The organism is Kitasatospora hibisci, assembly GCF_043950205.1.
Taxonomy (GTDB): domain Bacteria; phylum Actinomycetota; class Actinomycetes; order Streptomycetales; family Streptomycetaceae; genus Kitasatospora; species Kitasatospora hibisci.
In genome coordinates, this window is the sequence record NZ_CP171642.1 from 6,610,243 (window position 1) to 6,623,081 (window position 12,839).

Annotated in this window: 14 protein-coding genes; 12 read left to right on the plus strand and 2 right to left on the minus strand. The window is 73.8% G+C overall.

Features of this window, described 5'->3' with window-relative positions:
- Positions 1-20: 20 nt before the first annotated feature.
- Together ACF9IK_RS29010 and ACF9IK_RS29015 are read right to left on the minus strand one after the other, a co-directional pair.
- Entirely contained in the window at positions 21-1,790 is a 1,770-nt protein-coding gene (locus ACF9IK_RS29010; protein ID WP_395297027.1) for a methyltransferase, read from the minus strand.
- A 37-nt stretch (positions 1,791-1,827) separates the two neighbouring features.
- Complete coding sequence (locus ACF9IK_RS29015) at positions 1,828-2,991, minus strand: 4-hydroxybenzoate 3-monooxygenase (protein ID WP_395298713.1); 1,164 nt, start codon at positions 2,989-2,991, stop codon at positions 1,828-1,830.
- A 350-nt stretch (positions 2,992-3,341) separates the two neighbouring features.
- On the opposite strand from ACF9IK_RS29015, the gene ACF9IK_RS29020 reads away from it, so the two are divergent.
- From ACF9IK_RS29020 to ACF9IK_RS29075, 12 genes are all read left to right on the plus strand, one after another.
- Entirely contained in the window at positions 3,342-3,590 is a 249-nt protein-coding gene (locus ACF9IK_RS29020; RefSeq protein WP_313762829.1) for an acyl carrier protein, read from the plus strand.
- Positions 3,591-3,645: 55 nt separating this feature from the next.
- A complete protein-coding gene (locus ACF9IK_RS29025) occupies positions 3,646-4,887 on the plus strand; it encodes a beta-ketoacyl-[acyl-carrier-protein] synthase family protein (protein WP_395297028.1) in 1,242 nt (413 codons plus the stop codon).
- Positions 4,884-6,023, plus strand: coding sequence for a beta-ketoacyl-[acyl-carrier-protein] synthase family protein (locus ACF9IK_RS29030; RefSeq protein WP_395297029.1), 1,140 nt, complete (start codon positions 4,884-4,886; stop codon positions 6,021-6,023). Before ACF9IK_RS29025 ends, ACF9IK_RS29030 begins: the two co-directional genes overlap by 4 nt.
- Positions 6,020-6,973: a beta-ketoacyl synthase N-terminal-like domain-containing protein gene (locus tag ACF9IK_RS29035; protein WP_395297030.1), complete on the plus strand. Its 954-nt coding sequence runs from the start codon at positions 6,020-6,022 to the stop codon at positions 6,971-6,973. The genes ACF9IK_RS29030 and ACF9IK_RS29035 overlap by 4 nt, the downstream gene beginning before the upstream one ends.
- The gene (locus tag ACF9IK_RS29040) at positions 6,973-7,827 is read left to right on the plus strand and encodes an alpha/beta fold hydrolase (RefSeq protein WP_395297031.1); all 855 of its coding nucleotides are present in this window, start codon (positions 6,973-6,975) and stop codon (positions 7,825-7,827) included. The genes ACF9IK_RS29035 and ACF9IK_RS29040 overlap by 1 nt, the downstream gene beginning before the upstream one ends.
- Before the next feature lie 44 nt (positions 7,828-7,871).
- Positions 7,872-8,891, plus strand: coding sequence for a hypothetical protein (locus tag ACF9IK_RS29045; RefSeq protein WP_395297032.1), 1,020 nt, complete (start codon positions 7,872-7,874; stop codon positions 8,889-8,891).
- A gap of 50 nt (positions 8,892-8,941) precedes the next feature.
- Positions 8,942-10,051 (plus strand): beta-ketoacyl synthase N-terminal-like domain-containing protein, encoded by a 1,110-nt coding sequence (locus tag ACF9IK_RS29050; protein WP_395297033.1) that lies wholly within the window; start codon positions 8,942-8,944, stop codon positions 10,049-10,051.
- Positions 10,052-10,081: 30 nt separating this feature from the next.
- Complete coding sequence (locus tag ACF9IK_RS29055) at positions 10,082-10,351, plus strand: acyl carrier protein (RefSeq protein ID WP_395297034.1); 270 nt, start codon at positions 10,082-10,084, stop codon at positions 10,349-10,351.
- Positions 10,348-10,812, plus strand: a complete 465-nt coding sequence (locus ACF9IK_RS29060) for a 3-hydroxyacyl-ACP dehydratase FabZ family protein (RefSeq protein WP_395297035.1) — start codon at positions 10,348-10,350, stop codon at positions 10,810-10,812. Before ACF9IK_RS29055 ends, ACF9IK_RS29060 begins: the two co-directional genes overlap by 4 nt.
- The gene (locus ACF9IK_RS29065) at positions 10,809-11,315 is read left to right on the plus strand and encodes a 3-hydroxyacyl-ACP dehydratase FabZ family protein (protein WP_395297036.1); all 507 of its coding nucleotides are present in this window, start codon (positions 10,809-10,811) and stop codon (positions 11,313-11,315) included. Before ACF9IK_RS29060 ends, ACF9IK_RS29065 begins: the two co-directional genes overlap by 4 nt.
- Before the next feature lie 67 nt (positions 11,316-11,382).
- The gene (fabG, locus tag ACF9IK_RS29070; protein WP_395297037.1) at positions 11,383-12,129 is read left to right on the plus strand and encodes a 3-oxoacyl-[acyl-carrier-protein] reductase; all 747 of its coding nucleotides are present in this window, start codon (positions 11,383-11,385) and stop codon (positions 12,127-12,129) included.
- 17 nt (positions 12,130-12,146) lie between these two features.
- Positions 12,147-12,764 carry a 2-hydroxychromene-2-carboxylate isomerase gene (locus ACF9IK_RS29075; protein WP_395297038.1) on the plus strand — a complete coding sequence of 206 codons (618 nt, stop codon included), beginning with the start codon at positions 12,147-12,149 and terminating at the stop codon, positions 12,762-12,764.
- Positions 12,765-12,839: the final 75 nt, after the last annotated feature.

The window sequence follows — 12,839 nt, forward strand, 5'->3', positions numbered from 1 at the left end:
CGAGCGCCGCGCCGCGCCGCTCACGGCGCGGGGCGGGGGACCAGGCGGGGCGCGGCGGCCTTGCGGGCGTGCAGGACGCTGGCGTCCAGGGGCAGCGGCGAGCGGTCCACGAGGGTGAGCCCCGCGTCGGCGAGGAGCCGGGCGTAGTGGTCCTCGCGGCGTTCCCGGCCGCCGACGTTGCACATCATGTGCAGGTCCCAGGCGGTGGCCAGGGAGGCCGAGCCGTCGGCGGGCAGGATGCGCTCGACGACGAGCAGGTCGGCGTGGGCGGGCATCGCGCGGGCACAGTGGCGCAGGATCTCGCGGCAGCGTTCGTCGTCCCAGTCGTGCAGCACCCGGGAGAGGAGGTAGACGTCGCCGCCCGCGGGGACGTCCGCGAAGTCACCCGCCCGGTAGCCGCATCGGTCGCCGCAGCCGGCCGCGTCGAGCCGGCGGCGGGCGGCCTCGACGACGTGCGGGCGTTCGAGGAGGACGCCGCGCAGGCGGGGGTGCGCGTCGAGGATGCGGCCGAGCAGCTCGCCGTTGCCTCCGGCGACGTCGACGACGGTCGCGGGGGCCGGTGCCCGGCCCGCGGCCGTGAGGACGGGGTGGGCGGGCAACTGCTCGAACATGTGGGAGCTCGCGGCCATGGACCGGTCGAACAGCTCGGCGAGCTCGGGGTCGCGGGCGAAGTGGTCGAAGTGGTTCTCGCCGAAGAGGTGGTCGAAGGCGGTCTCCCCGGTCCGCACGGTGTGCGCGAGGCCGGCGAAGGAGCGGTAGAACGGGCCTCCGTACAGCAGGGCCAACGGGCGCAGCGACCCCGGGGTGTCGGTGCGCAGCAGGGCGCCGAGGCCGGTGAGCCGGAAGGCGGCCTCGCCCTCCCGGGCCACCACGCCGAGCATCGCGAGGTAGCGCAGCAGCGTGGCGAGGCTGCCCGGGTGGGCGCCGAGCCGCCGGGCCAGCGCCTCTCCGTCGGTGGCCACCTCGGTGTCCATGGCGTCGGGCACGCCGAGCTGGGCGCAGGCCGCGAGGGCCTGGGTCGTCCACGCGCCGGTGAGCCGGCGCAGGAGGGCCTCGGCGGGCCGCTGTGCGCGCTGCTCGTCCAGGTGGGCGGCGAGCACGTCGCGATGGTCGCCGTGCGCGTAGAGCTCCACCCGCCGGTAGCCCGTCCGGGAGCCGGCGGGCGCGGTGAAGTAGAGGACCGTGCCGTCCTCGTGGGGGTTGTACCCGCCGCCGTCGGCGGTCGCGCCGTGGCGCGTGAGGATCGCGCACAGGCCGCGCAGCACCAGCGGGTCCGGGTCGGCCACCTCGAAGGCGAGGTGCGCCTCGTGCTGGTGGGCCCGCTCGTGCTCGGCGAGGCCGTCCAGGTCCGAGCCCGGCGGCACGGTCAGGGCGAACACCTCGACCGTGCGGTGCGTCCCGTCGCTGCCGCGGACGGCGGGGCGCAGGATCCCGACGTCCAGCTCGCCCGGGTCGCGCCGGTGCCGCAGGGCGAGCCGCTGCCGGACGATGACGCTCGGGTGGGCCGGCGTGTCGGCGGCCAGCCCGCAGGCGGCCAGGTCCGCGCGCAGGGCCTGCGGCCCCGGCGGGAAGACGAGCAGCGCGGCGTGCGCGAACCGGGTGTGGCGTGCCAGGGCCCGCAGTTCGGGGCCGTCGAGGCCGGGCAGCAGGAGCGGGAGCAGGGCGGCGGTGTCCTGGCGCCGGACGAAGTCGGCCGTCGTGCGCAGCCGGGTCGCGTCGTCCGGGGAGGTCGCGGCGGCGGGCTCCGCAGGGGCGGGCGCGGCCGGGGGAGTGGTGGCGGTCGTGGTCATGGCGGGGCGTCCTCGTTCCGGTGCTCGGGGGTGGCGCTCAGACGCCGACGTAGTTCTCGGCGAACCAGTCCTGGTGGGTGCGCGAGGTGCGCAGCGACTCCAGGCGCGCGCGGCGCAGGGAGTCCTCGAACGGCGACCGGCCGTACGGGCCGGGCACGGCGTGCAGCAGGCGGACCATCCAGTGCGAGAACTCCTGGGCGCGCCAGATGTGGGCCAGGCAGCGGCGCGAGTACTGGTCCAGGGCCCGCGGGTAGCCGTGCGCGAGGTCGTCGACGAGGGCCTCGGCGAGGAGCTCCGCCTCCAGCACCGCGAGGTTGGCGCCCTTGGCGGCGGAGGGGCTGAGCACGCTCGCGGCGTCGCCGGCGAGCAGGAGGGCGCCGTGGCGCAGCGGCTCGACGACGTCGGAGTCGAGGTCGACGACGGTGCGGTGGATGACCGGGCCCCGGTGCAGCGGGCCGTGGTCGGCGGCGCGCATCCGCAGGTCCAGCTCGTGCCAGATGCGCTCCTCGGGCCAGGCGTCGGCCGGGGTGCCGCGGTCGCACTGCAGGTAGTAGCGGGTGACCTCGGCGGTGCGGGCCATGTGGCCGGCGAAGCCGCGCCGGTGCACGGCGTAACCGACGGCGTCGAGGCTGGGCGGGGCCTGGACCAGCAGGCCGAGCCAGGTGGCGCCGTGGTCGTGGTGGTGGCGCAGGGCGCCCGGGGGCAGCGACCGCCGCGCGGCGCCGTGGCGGCCGTCGCAGCCGGCGACGTACCGGCCCCGCCAGCGGGTGGGGCGCCCGTCCGGCTCGCGCGCCGTGACGGTCGGGTGCGGGCCGTCCGCGTCGTGCACGGCCAGGGCCTCGGTCTCGAACCGGATCCGCCCGCCGGCGTCGACGAACCGGTTCAGCAGGTCGGTGACCAGCTCCTGCTGGGGGTAGACGGTGTGCCGCTCGCCGCGGCCGAGGCGGCCGTAGTCCAGCCGGAAGCGGCCGTCCTCGGTGCGGAACTCGCAGGTGCCGTGGGTCCGGCCGGCCCGGTGCAGGCCGTCGGCGAGGCCGTGGCGCTCCAGGATCCGCACGGTGTCGGCGGCGAGGTAGCCGGCGCGGGCCCTGCTCCGGAGGTGTTCGCGGTCGGCGCGTTCGAGGACGACGCAGTCGATGCCGCTGTCGCGCAGGAGGTTGCCGAGGACCAGCCCGGCCGGCCCGGCACCGAGGATGACCACGTCGGCCGCTTCGTCGGCCGGTCGATTGTTCTGACGTTCCGTCACGAGAAGTGGATCATAGCCACCGGTAGATACACGGATCGGCCGAAATCACCCGGGGGTGTGAATAGCGTGATGATCTCCGTGTCGTCGGGCGGCCGGGCCCCCGTCGGGACGGCCGGACCCGCCCCGCGCGCGTGTCCACTGGCTGTCATAGCCGTCCGGGCAGGTCATCGCCATTTCCCCGAGGCGAGTTGGCAGGTTTCTGCAGCGGCCGTTGCCGGGCCGCTCGGGGGTGCCCTAGAAAGATCTCCGGAAGAAAACCGGGCAGTGGCCGCGAGGAGCCGCACCGAATAGGAAGGGTCCCCATTATGGCTTCGTACGACGAGAACGTGCAGAAGATCAAGGAGATCGTCTGCGACATTCTGGAGATCGAGGAGGACGAGGTCACCGAGACCAGCCTCTTCAAGGAGGACCACCAGGCGGACTCGCTGCGTTCCATCGAGATTCTCGCGGGTCTTGAGAAGGAATTCAGCGTGACCATCGACCAGTCCGAGCTCGCCCGCATGGTGAACCTCAAGGGCGTCTACGAGGTGGTCGCGGAGGCCGCCGGCTGGTAGTCGGCGGGTTCGTTCGGACAGGGCACGGGCCGGAACAGTGGACGGAGAGGTCGGGATGGCAGAGTCGGGGCAGGCTGGCCCGCGCAGGGTCGTGATCACCGGGCTGGGGGTGGTCTCCAGCATCGGGATGGGAGCCGGTGAGTTCCTGCGCGGCCTGCGCAGCGGGAGCAGCGGCGCCAAGCCGATCACCGTGTTCGACGTCGAGGGGTTCGACCACGCCAACGGGTGCGAGGTGGTCGGGTTCGAACCCGGGCGGTGGATCCGCCACCTGCCGGTCGAGACCCTCGGCCGTGCCACCCAGTACTCCGTCGCGGCCGCCCGGATGGCGATCGACGACGCCGGGCTGGACCTGGAGGTCTGGCGCTCGCGCCCCGGCGTCGTCACCGTCGGTACCACCGACGGCGAGTCCCGCGACCTCGACCACATGGTCGAGGCCGAGGTCCTGCACGGCCCCGAGCACATGGCGCCCGAGTCCGCGCGCCGGGTCGCGGCCGGCCGGCTCTCCGCGGCCATCGCCCAGGAACTGGAGCTGGCCGACGTCGAGGCGGTGACGATCCCGACCGCCTGCGCCGCCGGCAACTACGCGATCGGCTACGGTTTCGACGCGGTCCGCTCCGGCGAGGCCGAGTTCGCCCTGTGCGGCGGCGCGGACGCGATGTGCCGCAAGACCTTCTCCGGCTTCTACCGCCTGGGCACCATCGCCCCCGACCGCTGCCGGCCCTTCGACGTGGACCGCAAGGGCATCCTGACCGGTGAGGGCGCCGGCATCCTGGTGCTGGAGAGCCTGGACTCGGCGCTCGCCCGCGGCGCCCGGATCTACGCCGAGGTGCTCGGCTACGGCCTCAACTGCGACGCCTACCACCAGGTGGCGCCGAACCAGGACAGCGTGGGCCGCTGCATGGAGCTCGCGCTGGAGAACGCCGGGATCAAGCCGGAGCAGGTGGACCTGATCTCCGCGCACGGCACCGGCACCAAGGCCAACGACGTCACCGAGGCGCGGGCGATCCGCGAGGTGTTCGGAACGCAGCCGCCGAAGGTCATCTCGATGAAGTCGATGATCGGCCACACCATGGGCGCGGCGAGTGCGCTTTCCGCGATCGGCTGCGCCCTGGCCATCACCAACAATTTCATTCCGCCGACCATCAACCACACCACCACCGACCCCGAATGCGACGTCGACTGCGTGCCGAACACGGCCGTGGAAGCCGATTTGCGGATCGTCCAGAACAACGGCCTGGCATTCGGCGGGAACAATGCCGTGGTGCTGCTCGGGAAATACGGCGAGGTGGCCGCGTGAACTGGGCCATGACCGGCATGGGCGCGGTGGCCAGTGTCGGCCGCGACCCGGCCGAGCTGTTCGCCAACCTGTGCGCCGGCGTCTCCGGGGTGGGCGAGCTCAAGGGCTTCGACCTCACCCGCCACGACGCCCGCTTCGCCTACGAGGTGGACGACCGCCCCGAGCCCGGGGCCGACGTCCCGCGCCGGGCGACCGCCCTCCTGCTGGACGCCGTCCGCCAGGCCGCCCGCGACGCGGGCCTCGACGAGCACGACCTGAGCGGTGTGCCGATCCTGATCGGCACCGGTCTGCGCGAGCTGCGCTCGGTCGAGCTCTGGCAGCGCGACGGCATCGAGTTCCCCCCGCAGGACCTGCACTTCGGCACCGCGCTGCGCCGGGAATGCAACGCCGACGACACCCACACCTTCTCCAACGCGTGCTCGGCCGGGCTCTACGCGCTCGGCCTGGCCACCGACCTACTGGCGGCCGGCACGGCGGAGACCGTGATCGTGGCCGGCGTCGACGTGCTCACCGAGACCATGTACGGCCTGCTGGAGCGCGTCCAGCCGGTCCCGCCGGAGCGCGTGCGCCCGTTCGACCGCAACCGCGCGGGCGTCCTGATGGGCGAGGGCGCGGCGGCGGTCGTGCTGACCCGCACCCCGGCCGCCGGCCGGAAGGTGCACGGCCTGGTGCGCGGCGTCGCCGTCAACTGCGACGCGCACCACGTCACCGCGCCCGACCCGGTCGGCATCGCCGAGGCGATCCGGGAGGCCCACGCCCGGGCCGGCCTCGGGCCCGCCGACATCGACCTGGTGATGGTGCACGGCACCGGGACGCTGCTCAACGACGAGACCGAGGCGATCGCGCTCGGCGAGGCCTTCGGCGACGCCGCGGGCGGGCCGGTCATGACGGCCATCAAGTCCATGACGGGCCACACCTCCGGGGCGTCCGGCCTGCTGAACCTGGTGGTGACGCTGATCGCCCTGGCGGAGGGCCGAGTGCCCCCGACCATCGGCCTGGACGACCCGGTGAAGGAGGCCTCCGGCTTCCGGATCGTCACCGAAGAGGCCGCCGAACTACCGATGTCAGTGGCCCAGTTGAACGCATTCGGCTTCGGCGGCGTGAACGCCGTGGCGATCGTGGAGGCGGCCCGATGAACGTGCTGGTGAGCGGCGTCGGCGTGGTGCTGCCGCGGGCGGCCTCGGCCGCCGAGCTGATCGAGCCGGGGCCCGCCGACGCCCCGCCGGTCGAGCCGAAGGACCTGGTCGGCAAGAAGGGCCTGCGCTACAAGGACCGCGCGACCCAGCTGGCCTACTGCGCGGCCCGGGCGGCCCTGCAGGACGCCGCGCTGGTGGACGAGGAGGGCCCGACGGTCGCCGCCGGCAGCGTGGCGGTGGTGGTCAGCTCCAACTACGGCAACCTCGACACCGTCACCCGGGCGATGGACACCATCACCCGGGAGACCGCGGCCGCCGGCAGCCCGATGGACCTGCCGAACGCCTCCAGCAACGTGGTCGCCTCCTCGGTGGCCATCCGCTTCGGCCTGCGCGGCCCGAACCTGATGCTCTGCAACGGTGCCACCTCCGGGCTGGACGCGCTCCGTTGGGGCGCCGGCCTGATCCGGGCCGGCCGGGTCTCCCGCGCGCTGGTCCTCGGCGTCGAGCCGGACAACGCGGCGGTGCGCGCCTTCACCGGCGCCGACCGGCTGCTCGACGGCGCGGTGGGCGTGGTGCTGGAGAGCGAGGAGTCGGCGGCCGGGCGCGGCGTGCCCGGTCTGGCGGTCCTCGGCGCCGAGGTGCGCGGCGCCGGCCTGGCGGCCTCGCTGGCGCGGCTGGCGGGCCCGGCCGGGGAGCGGCCGGCCCTCTGGCAGGTGCCCGAGACGGACGCGGGGGCGGACGCCCTGCCCGCGGACCTGCTCGACGGTGTGCCCCGGGACGACCTCGGCGAGCGCTTCGGCACCGCCTCCGGCGCGCTCGGCGTGCTCCAGTGCGCCGCGGCCGTCGGCTGGTTCGGCCGCGGCGGCGCCGGGCCGGTGGTCGCCAGCGCCGGTACCGACGCCGACGACGCCAGCGCCGGTCTCGTCCTGCTCCGGCCGGCGGCCGTCTGATGTCCGGCGGCGGCACCGTGGTCGTCGAGGGCGCGGCGCAGACGGACCGGCCCGGCGCACTGCCGCCGGTGGCCGTGCACCGCCGCGCGGCCGGCGCCGCCGGAGGGGGCCGGATGCTGCTGCTCCACGGTCTGGCCAACAGCGCGAGCGTCTGGGACGCCTTCCTCGCCCACCGCGGGCACGGTGACGGCCCCGAGGTCTGGGCCGCCGACCTGCCCTGGCGCGGTGACTGCGTGGCCCACTGGAGCTCGCGGGGCGACGTCGTGCCGTACGTGGCCGAGGCGCTGCGCGGGGTGCCCGGCGGCGCCGGCGTGGTGGTCGGCCACTCGATGGGGGCCAACAGCCTGCTGGAGTTCCTCCACCGGCAACTGGAGTGCGGCGCCGACCCGTTCACCGAGTACGGCATCCGCGCCCTCGTCCTGGTGTCGCCGTTCTACCGCCGCGCGGCCGAGGACTTCGGCTGGCAGTCGGTGGAGACCGCCGTCCAGAACTTCGTCCGGACCATGACCGAGGGGGTGCGGGTGCACGCCGCCGGCCGGGTCCCGGACGACCTGGTCGAGGAGCTCGGCAGCCGGGTCCGCGACCGGGTCGGCGCCTACGGCTGGATCCGGTTCTTCGAGACATACCTGGCCACCCCGTGGCTGCGCACCGAACGCTTCCCCGTGCCCTGCCTCGTGATCGCGGGCGAGCACGACTCCATCGCGCTCCCGGAGGAGGGCCGCCTGCTGGCGGCCGACCTGCCGCAGGGGCGGTTCCACCTGCTGCCCGGCAGCGGGCACTTCCTGATGATCGAGCAGGCGGGCGACCTCGCCGCCGCGGTCGATCGCTTCGTCAGCACCTTGCCGGCCGCGTGACCGACAGGCGGCCCCGGACCCACACCTTCAGGGGAGCACCTCCGATGACCACCGTGACCGACAGCGCAGTCAAGGCGCTCCTCACCAGCGAGACGACGGTGCCGCTGCGCACACGCTTCGAGGGCGCCAACATCTGCACCTGGATCGGATTCAAGCACATCAACTACCTCGTCGAGGAAGCCATCCTGCTCCACTTCGCCGAAGCCGGCCTGGAGGCCCGCGCGCTCTACACGGAGCACGGCCTGGGCGTGGACCTCGTCGAGCTCGACACCCGCATCCTGAGCGCCCTCTTCATGGACGAGACGGTCGAGGCCCGGGTCGTCCCCAAGGCCGGGGACGAGGACACCGCCGTCTCCTTCACCGTCACCCTGAACGGCGATCGCGACGGCGAGGACACCAAGCTGGTCGCCGCCCGGGCCAAGGCCGTGCTGCGGCGCGAGAGCTACATCGAGGAGGCGAGCGAGCCGCCGGCCCCGATCGCCCGCTTCGTCACGGACCGCCTCGGCACGCCGGTGCGCGGCCTGCAGACGCCGCCCGACATCTCCGGGCTCGACCTCGCCGCGGCCACCACCTCGCTGTCCGCCGGCCGCGGCACCACCGGTCCCGACCCGGTGCTCGACCTGCTCACCGCCGGCACCAACTCCTTCGGCTGGAAGTGGCGCATCCCGTACCCGTACTGCCACTTCTCCGAGCGCCTGCAGATGTCCAGCTACCTGCGCCAGATGGAGGAGGTCGTCGACCTGTTCCTGGCCGACCGGGGCATCTCGGTGCGGACCCTGATGGACGAGCGCCGCTGGATCCCCGCCTGCCCGCACTCGAAGATCCAGATCGTCGACGAGGCGCTGATGGAGGAGGAGCTCTACACCGTCTACACGGTGGAGGACATCTTCAAGGACTTCACCTACACCTCGCGGATGGACTGCTACGTGGTCCGCGACGGCAAGCTCGTCCAGACCGCCACCGGCAAGGTCACCCACGGCTACGCCGTCGTCGACAACCGGCGCGAGTGGAACCTGGTCACCTTCGACGAGCGCGTCGCCAAGGCGCTCCGGGGCGAGGCCTGAGGGCCGTGCCGGATCCGGCAGGCGAAACCGCGGAGAGCAACGGAGCAGATATGAGTACCACCTCAACCCCTGTGAATCGCATGGTCATCACGGCCTGGTCGGCGGTGTCGCCGTTCGGCACCGGCCGCGAGGCGTTCGCCGAGGGGCTGCGCGAGCGCCGGTCGGCCGAGGCGCCGCTGGCCCGCGAGCCCTGGCAGGCGGCGGCCGAAACGGCCTGCCTGGTACCGGACTTCGACATCCGCGCGGTACTCGGCAAGAAGGGCACCCGGTCGATGGACCGGGCCACCGGCCTCGCCGTCACCACCGTGGGCCGGCTGCTCGACGACGCGCCGCGCAACCGGCGGGTCGCCACCGGCGAGAACTCCGCCCTCGTGCTCGGCACGACCACCGGCAGCGTGCAGAGCCAGATGGACTTCACCCGGGACTCGTTCACCGGCGAGAAGCCCTACTTCGTCGACCCGGCGCGGTTCCCGAACGCCGTGATGAACTGCGCCGCCGGGCAGAGCGCCATCTGGCACCAGCTCAAGGGCCCCAACACGACCATCGCCGGCGGCCACGCGGCCGGGCTCTACGCCCTCAACTACGCGCGCCGGCTGCTCAACTTCGGCCGCGCCCGGACCGTCCTCTGCGGCGCGGTCGAGGAGTTCTCGCACGCCCGCTCCTGGCTGGACCGGCACTCCCACGACCCGCAGGCCGACGGCGCGGCGCAGCCGGCCGGCGAGGGCTGCGGCCTGCTGCTGATCGAGCGCGCCGACCCGGACGACCCGGACCAGCCGGTGCTGGCCGAGGTCCTCGCCGTCCAGATGGGCATCGCCCTCGGCGGCGACGTCCGCACCGCCCTGGCCTCCTGCGTGGAGCGCGCCCTGCGCCGCGCAGAGGTGCGGCCGGAGGAGCTGTGGGCGGTCTCCACCAGCGAGGTGCCCGGCCCGATGGGCGAGCAGGAGCGGGCCGTGATCGAGGCCGCCACGGCCGGCGGGAGCCCCCGCCACCTGACCCAGACCGCGCTGCTCGGCGACACCGTGGCCGCCTCGGCCGCCTTCCAGGTGGCCGGCGTCCTGGTGCACGCCGAGGACGACCCCTCGGCCGCCGGCCGGGTCGCCCTGGTCACCTCGGTCGACCGCGACGGCGCGGTCGGCTGCGCCCTGCTGCGCCTGCGCTGACCCCCCCGACCCTGACGAAAGGACACCGCCGTGACGACCCAGGAGGTCTCTGCCGTGGCCGTGCTGGACAAGGAGGACCTGCGCGCGACGATCGCCCAGGTCCTGGACGTGGACGTCGACGAGCTGGCCGACGACACCGGCTTCATCGCCGACCTCGGCGTCGACTCCCTGCTGGCCCTGGAGGTGGTGGTCGTGCTGGAGAAGAAGTACGGCGTCCGGCTGGAGGAGAACCAGTTCCCCCGGATCACGTCGCTGGCCGGCACCTACGAGGTGCTCGGCGAGAAGCTTCGGTCGGCATGAGCCGGCCGGGTCCGATCAGCCCGGTCGTCGCGGGGGTCGAGGTGGTCCGGCCCCCGGCGACCGGTGCCGAGGGCCGGACGTCCGCCGCGACGGCGGTCGCCGTCACGGCGGACGAGCCGGTCCTGCCCGGCCACTACCCGGGGTTCCCGATCTTCCCCGGGGTCTGCGTGATCGAGTCGGTCCGCCTCAGCGCCCTGGCGGCCCCGCCGCCCGGCGTCGGGGCCCTGGCCCTGGCCGGGGTGGAGACGGCACGGTTCCTCAGCCCGGTCTTCCCCGGCGACGAACTGGCCGTGGAGCTGGAGTGGCGCGAGGTCGCCGAGGGCTGGCGGTGCACGGCCGAGGTGGCCACCGGCCGCGCGGTCGCGGCCCGGACCAGGCTCCGCTTCACCGACGCCCGACCGCCGGCCGCCGAAGTGCAGGCCGCCGAGCCGCACGTCACCGAAGGGGAGGGAGCCCGATGACCGCCGAGCGGAGGACCACCGCCGGCCAGGCGGCGATCCGCCGGGCCCTGCCGCACCGCTTCCCGATGTTGCTGGTGGACCGGGTGCTCGACGTCGTCCCCGGCGAGCGCATCACCGCCGTGAAGGCCGTGAGCTGCAATGAGCCCTGGTACCAGGACGTCCCCGAGGGCGTCGAGGACTTCGCCTATCCGCAGGTCCTGCTGATGGAGTCCTGGTGCCAGGCGGCCGGCCTGCTGGCCACCTGGGAGGACCCCAACCCGGACGTCCTCACCGGCCGGGTCATGCTGTTCGGCGCCGTCACCGGGCTCGCGTACCACGGACCGGTCCTGCCCGGCGACGTCCTGGAGCACCGGGCGACCATCACCCGGACTCTGGGCGACACGCTGATCATCGCTGGCGAGAGCCTGGTGGACGGCGAACCCGTCCTCACCGTGGAGAGCGCCGTGCTGGCCTTCCGGCCCGCCGAGGAGCTGCGGCCGGCCGCCGCCACCGCCACCGCCTGACGCGGGGCATCCGAGCCACCGGCCGACCGGCCGGCGGCGCACACCGAAGCACTCTTGGGGGAGACCCATGGCTGACAACGAATCCCGGGTGGCGCTGGTCACCGGCGGCTCGCGCGGCATCGGCCGCGCCACCGTGCTGCGACTGGCCCAGGACGGCTTCGACGTCGCCTTCTGCTACCAGTCCAACGAGCAGGCCGCGCTCGAACTGGAGAAGGAGGTCCAGGAGTTCGGCGTGCGGGTGCTCAGCCGCCGGACCGACGTGCGCGAGCTCGCCTCGGTGCGCACCCTGGTCGAGGAGACCGAGCGGGAGCTGGGCCCGATCGACGTGGCCGTGACCGCCGCCGGCATCACCCGCGACAACCCGCTCGTCCTGATGAAGGACGAGGAGTGGCACGACGTGCTAGACACCAACCTCGACGGCGTCTACAACACCTGCCGCTCGGTCGCCTTCGGCATGATGAAGCGCAAGGGCGGGTCGATCGTCAACATCTCCTCGGTGGCGGGCGTCTACGGCAACGCCACCCAGAGCAACTACTCGGCCTCCAAGGCCGGCATCATCGGCTTCTCCCGGGCGCTGGCCAAGGAGGTCGGCCGCTACGGCATCCGCGCCAACGTGGTGGCCCCCGGCTTCATCGACACCGACATGACCTCCGTGCTCAGCGGCAAGGTCAAGGACAAGGCCCTGGAGTCGGTGCCACTGGGTCGACTCGGCACCGCGGACGAAGTCGCCGACCTGGTCGCCTACCTGGTCTCGCCGCGCGCGGGCTACATCACCGGCGCCGTCCTGCAGATCGACGGCGGAATCACCATCTAGAGCCCCTGGAGCCGAAGTTGGCGGTCGAACCGACGCGCTGGTACTTCTCCCTGCGCAGCCCGTACTCGTGGCTCGCCTACCGGGAGCTGACCGAGAACGCCCCCGACGTGGCGGAACGGATCGAGTGGCGCCCCTACTGGGAGCCGGGCGCGGCGAGCGCCCGGCTCCTGGCCGGGACGGACATCCGGCTGCCCTACGTCCCGATGTCGAAGGAGAAGCACCTCTACATCCTGCAGGACGTCAAGCGGCTCGCCGCCGAGCGCGGCCTCGCCGTCGCCTGGCCGGTGGACACCGAACCCGACTGGGACGTCTCCCATCTCGGCTACCTGGTGGCCGAGGACGCCGGGCTGGGCCGCGAGTTCATCGGTCTGGCCTACCGGGCCCGCTTCGAGCGCGGCCTCGACCTCTCCGAGCGGGCCGTGGTCGCCGCGATCGGCGCGGAGCTCGGCCTCGACCCGGACACCCTCGGCAACGCCGCCGACGACCCGGCGGTCCTGGCCCGCGGCGTCGAGGCGCTGCGCACGATCGGCCGGGACGGCGTCTTCGGCGTGCCGTTCTTCGTCCACGGCCCGGACCGCTACTGGGGCTCGGACCGCCTGAACGGCTTCCTCGCGGGAGTGCGCGCGGCGGCGTGACGGCCGGCCGGGCCCGCCCGCCGCGGGATGCGGCATGAAGCTGACAATCCCATGCCGGTCCCGGTCGTCCGCGGT

Coding starts and splice junctions, on each gene's coding strand:
- ACF9IK_RS29065 (WP_395297036.1), top strand. CDS start 10,809: ATGACCGCCGAGCGGAGGACCACCGCCGGCCAGGCGGCGATCCGCCGG.
- ACF9IK_RS29040 (WP_395297031.1), top strand. CDS start 6,973: ATGTCCGGCGGCGGCACCGTGGTCGTCGAGGGCGCGGCGCAGACGGAC.
- ACF9IK_RS29020 (WP_313762829.1), top strand. CDS start 3,342: ATGGCTTCGTACGACGAGAACGTGCAGAAGATCAAGGAGATCGTCTGC.
- ACF9IK_RS29045 (WP_395297032.1), top strand. CDS start 7,872: ATGACCACCGTGACCGACAGCGCAGTCAAGGCGCTCCTCACCAGCGAG.
- ACF9IK_RS29010 (WP_395297027.1), bottom strand. CDS start 1,790: ATGACCACGACCGCCACCACTCCCCCGGCCGCGCCCGCCCCTGCGGAG.
- fabG (WP_395297037.1), top strand. CDS start 11,383: ATGGCTGACAACGAATCCCGGGTGGCGCTGGTCACCGGCGGCTCGCGC.
- ACF9IK_RS29050 (WP_395297033.1), top strand. CDS start 8,942: ATGAGTACCACCTCAACCCCTGTGAATCGCATGGTCATCACGGCCTGG.
- ACF9IK_RS29025 (WP_395297028.1), top strand. CDS start 3,646: ATGGCAGAGTCGGGGCAGGCTGGCCCGCGCAGGGTCGTGATCACCGGG.
- ACF9IK_RS29035 (WP_395297030.1), top strand. CDS start 6,020: ATGAACGTGCTGGTGAGCGGCGTCGGCGTGGTGCTGCCGCGGGCGGCC.
- ACF9IK_RS29060 (WP_395297035.1), top strand. CDS start 10,348: ATGAGCCGGCCGGGTCCGATCAGCCCGGTCGTCGCGGGGGTCGAGGTG.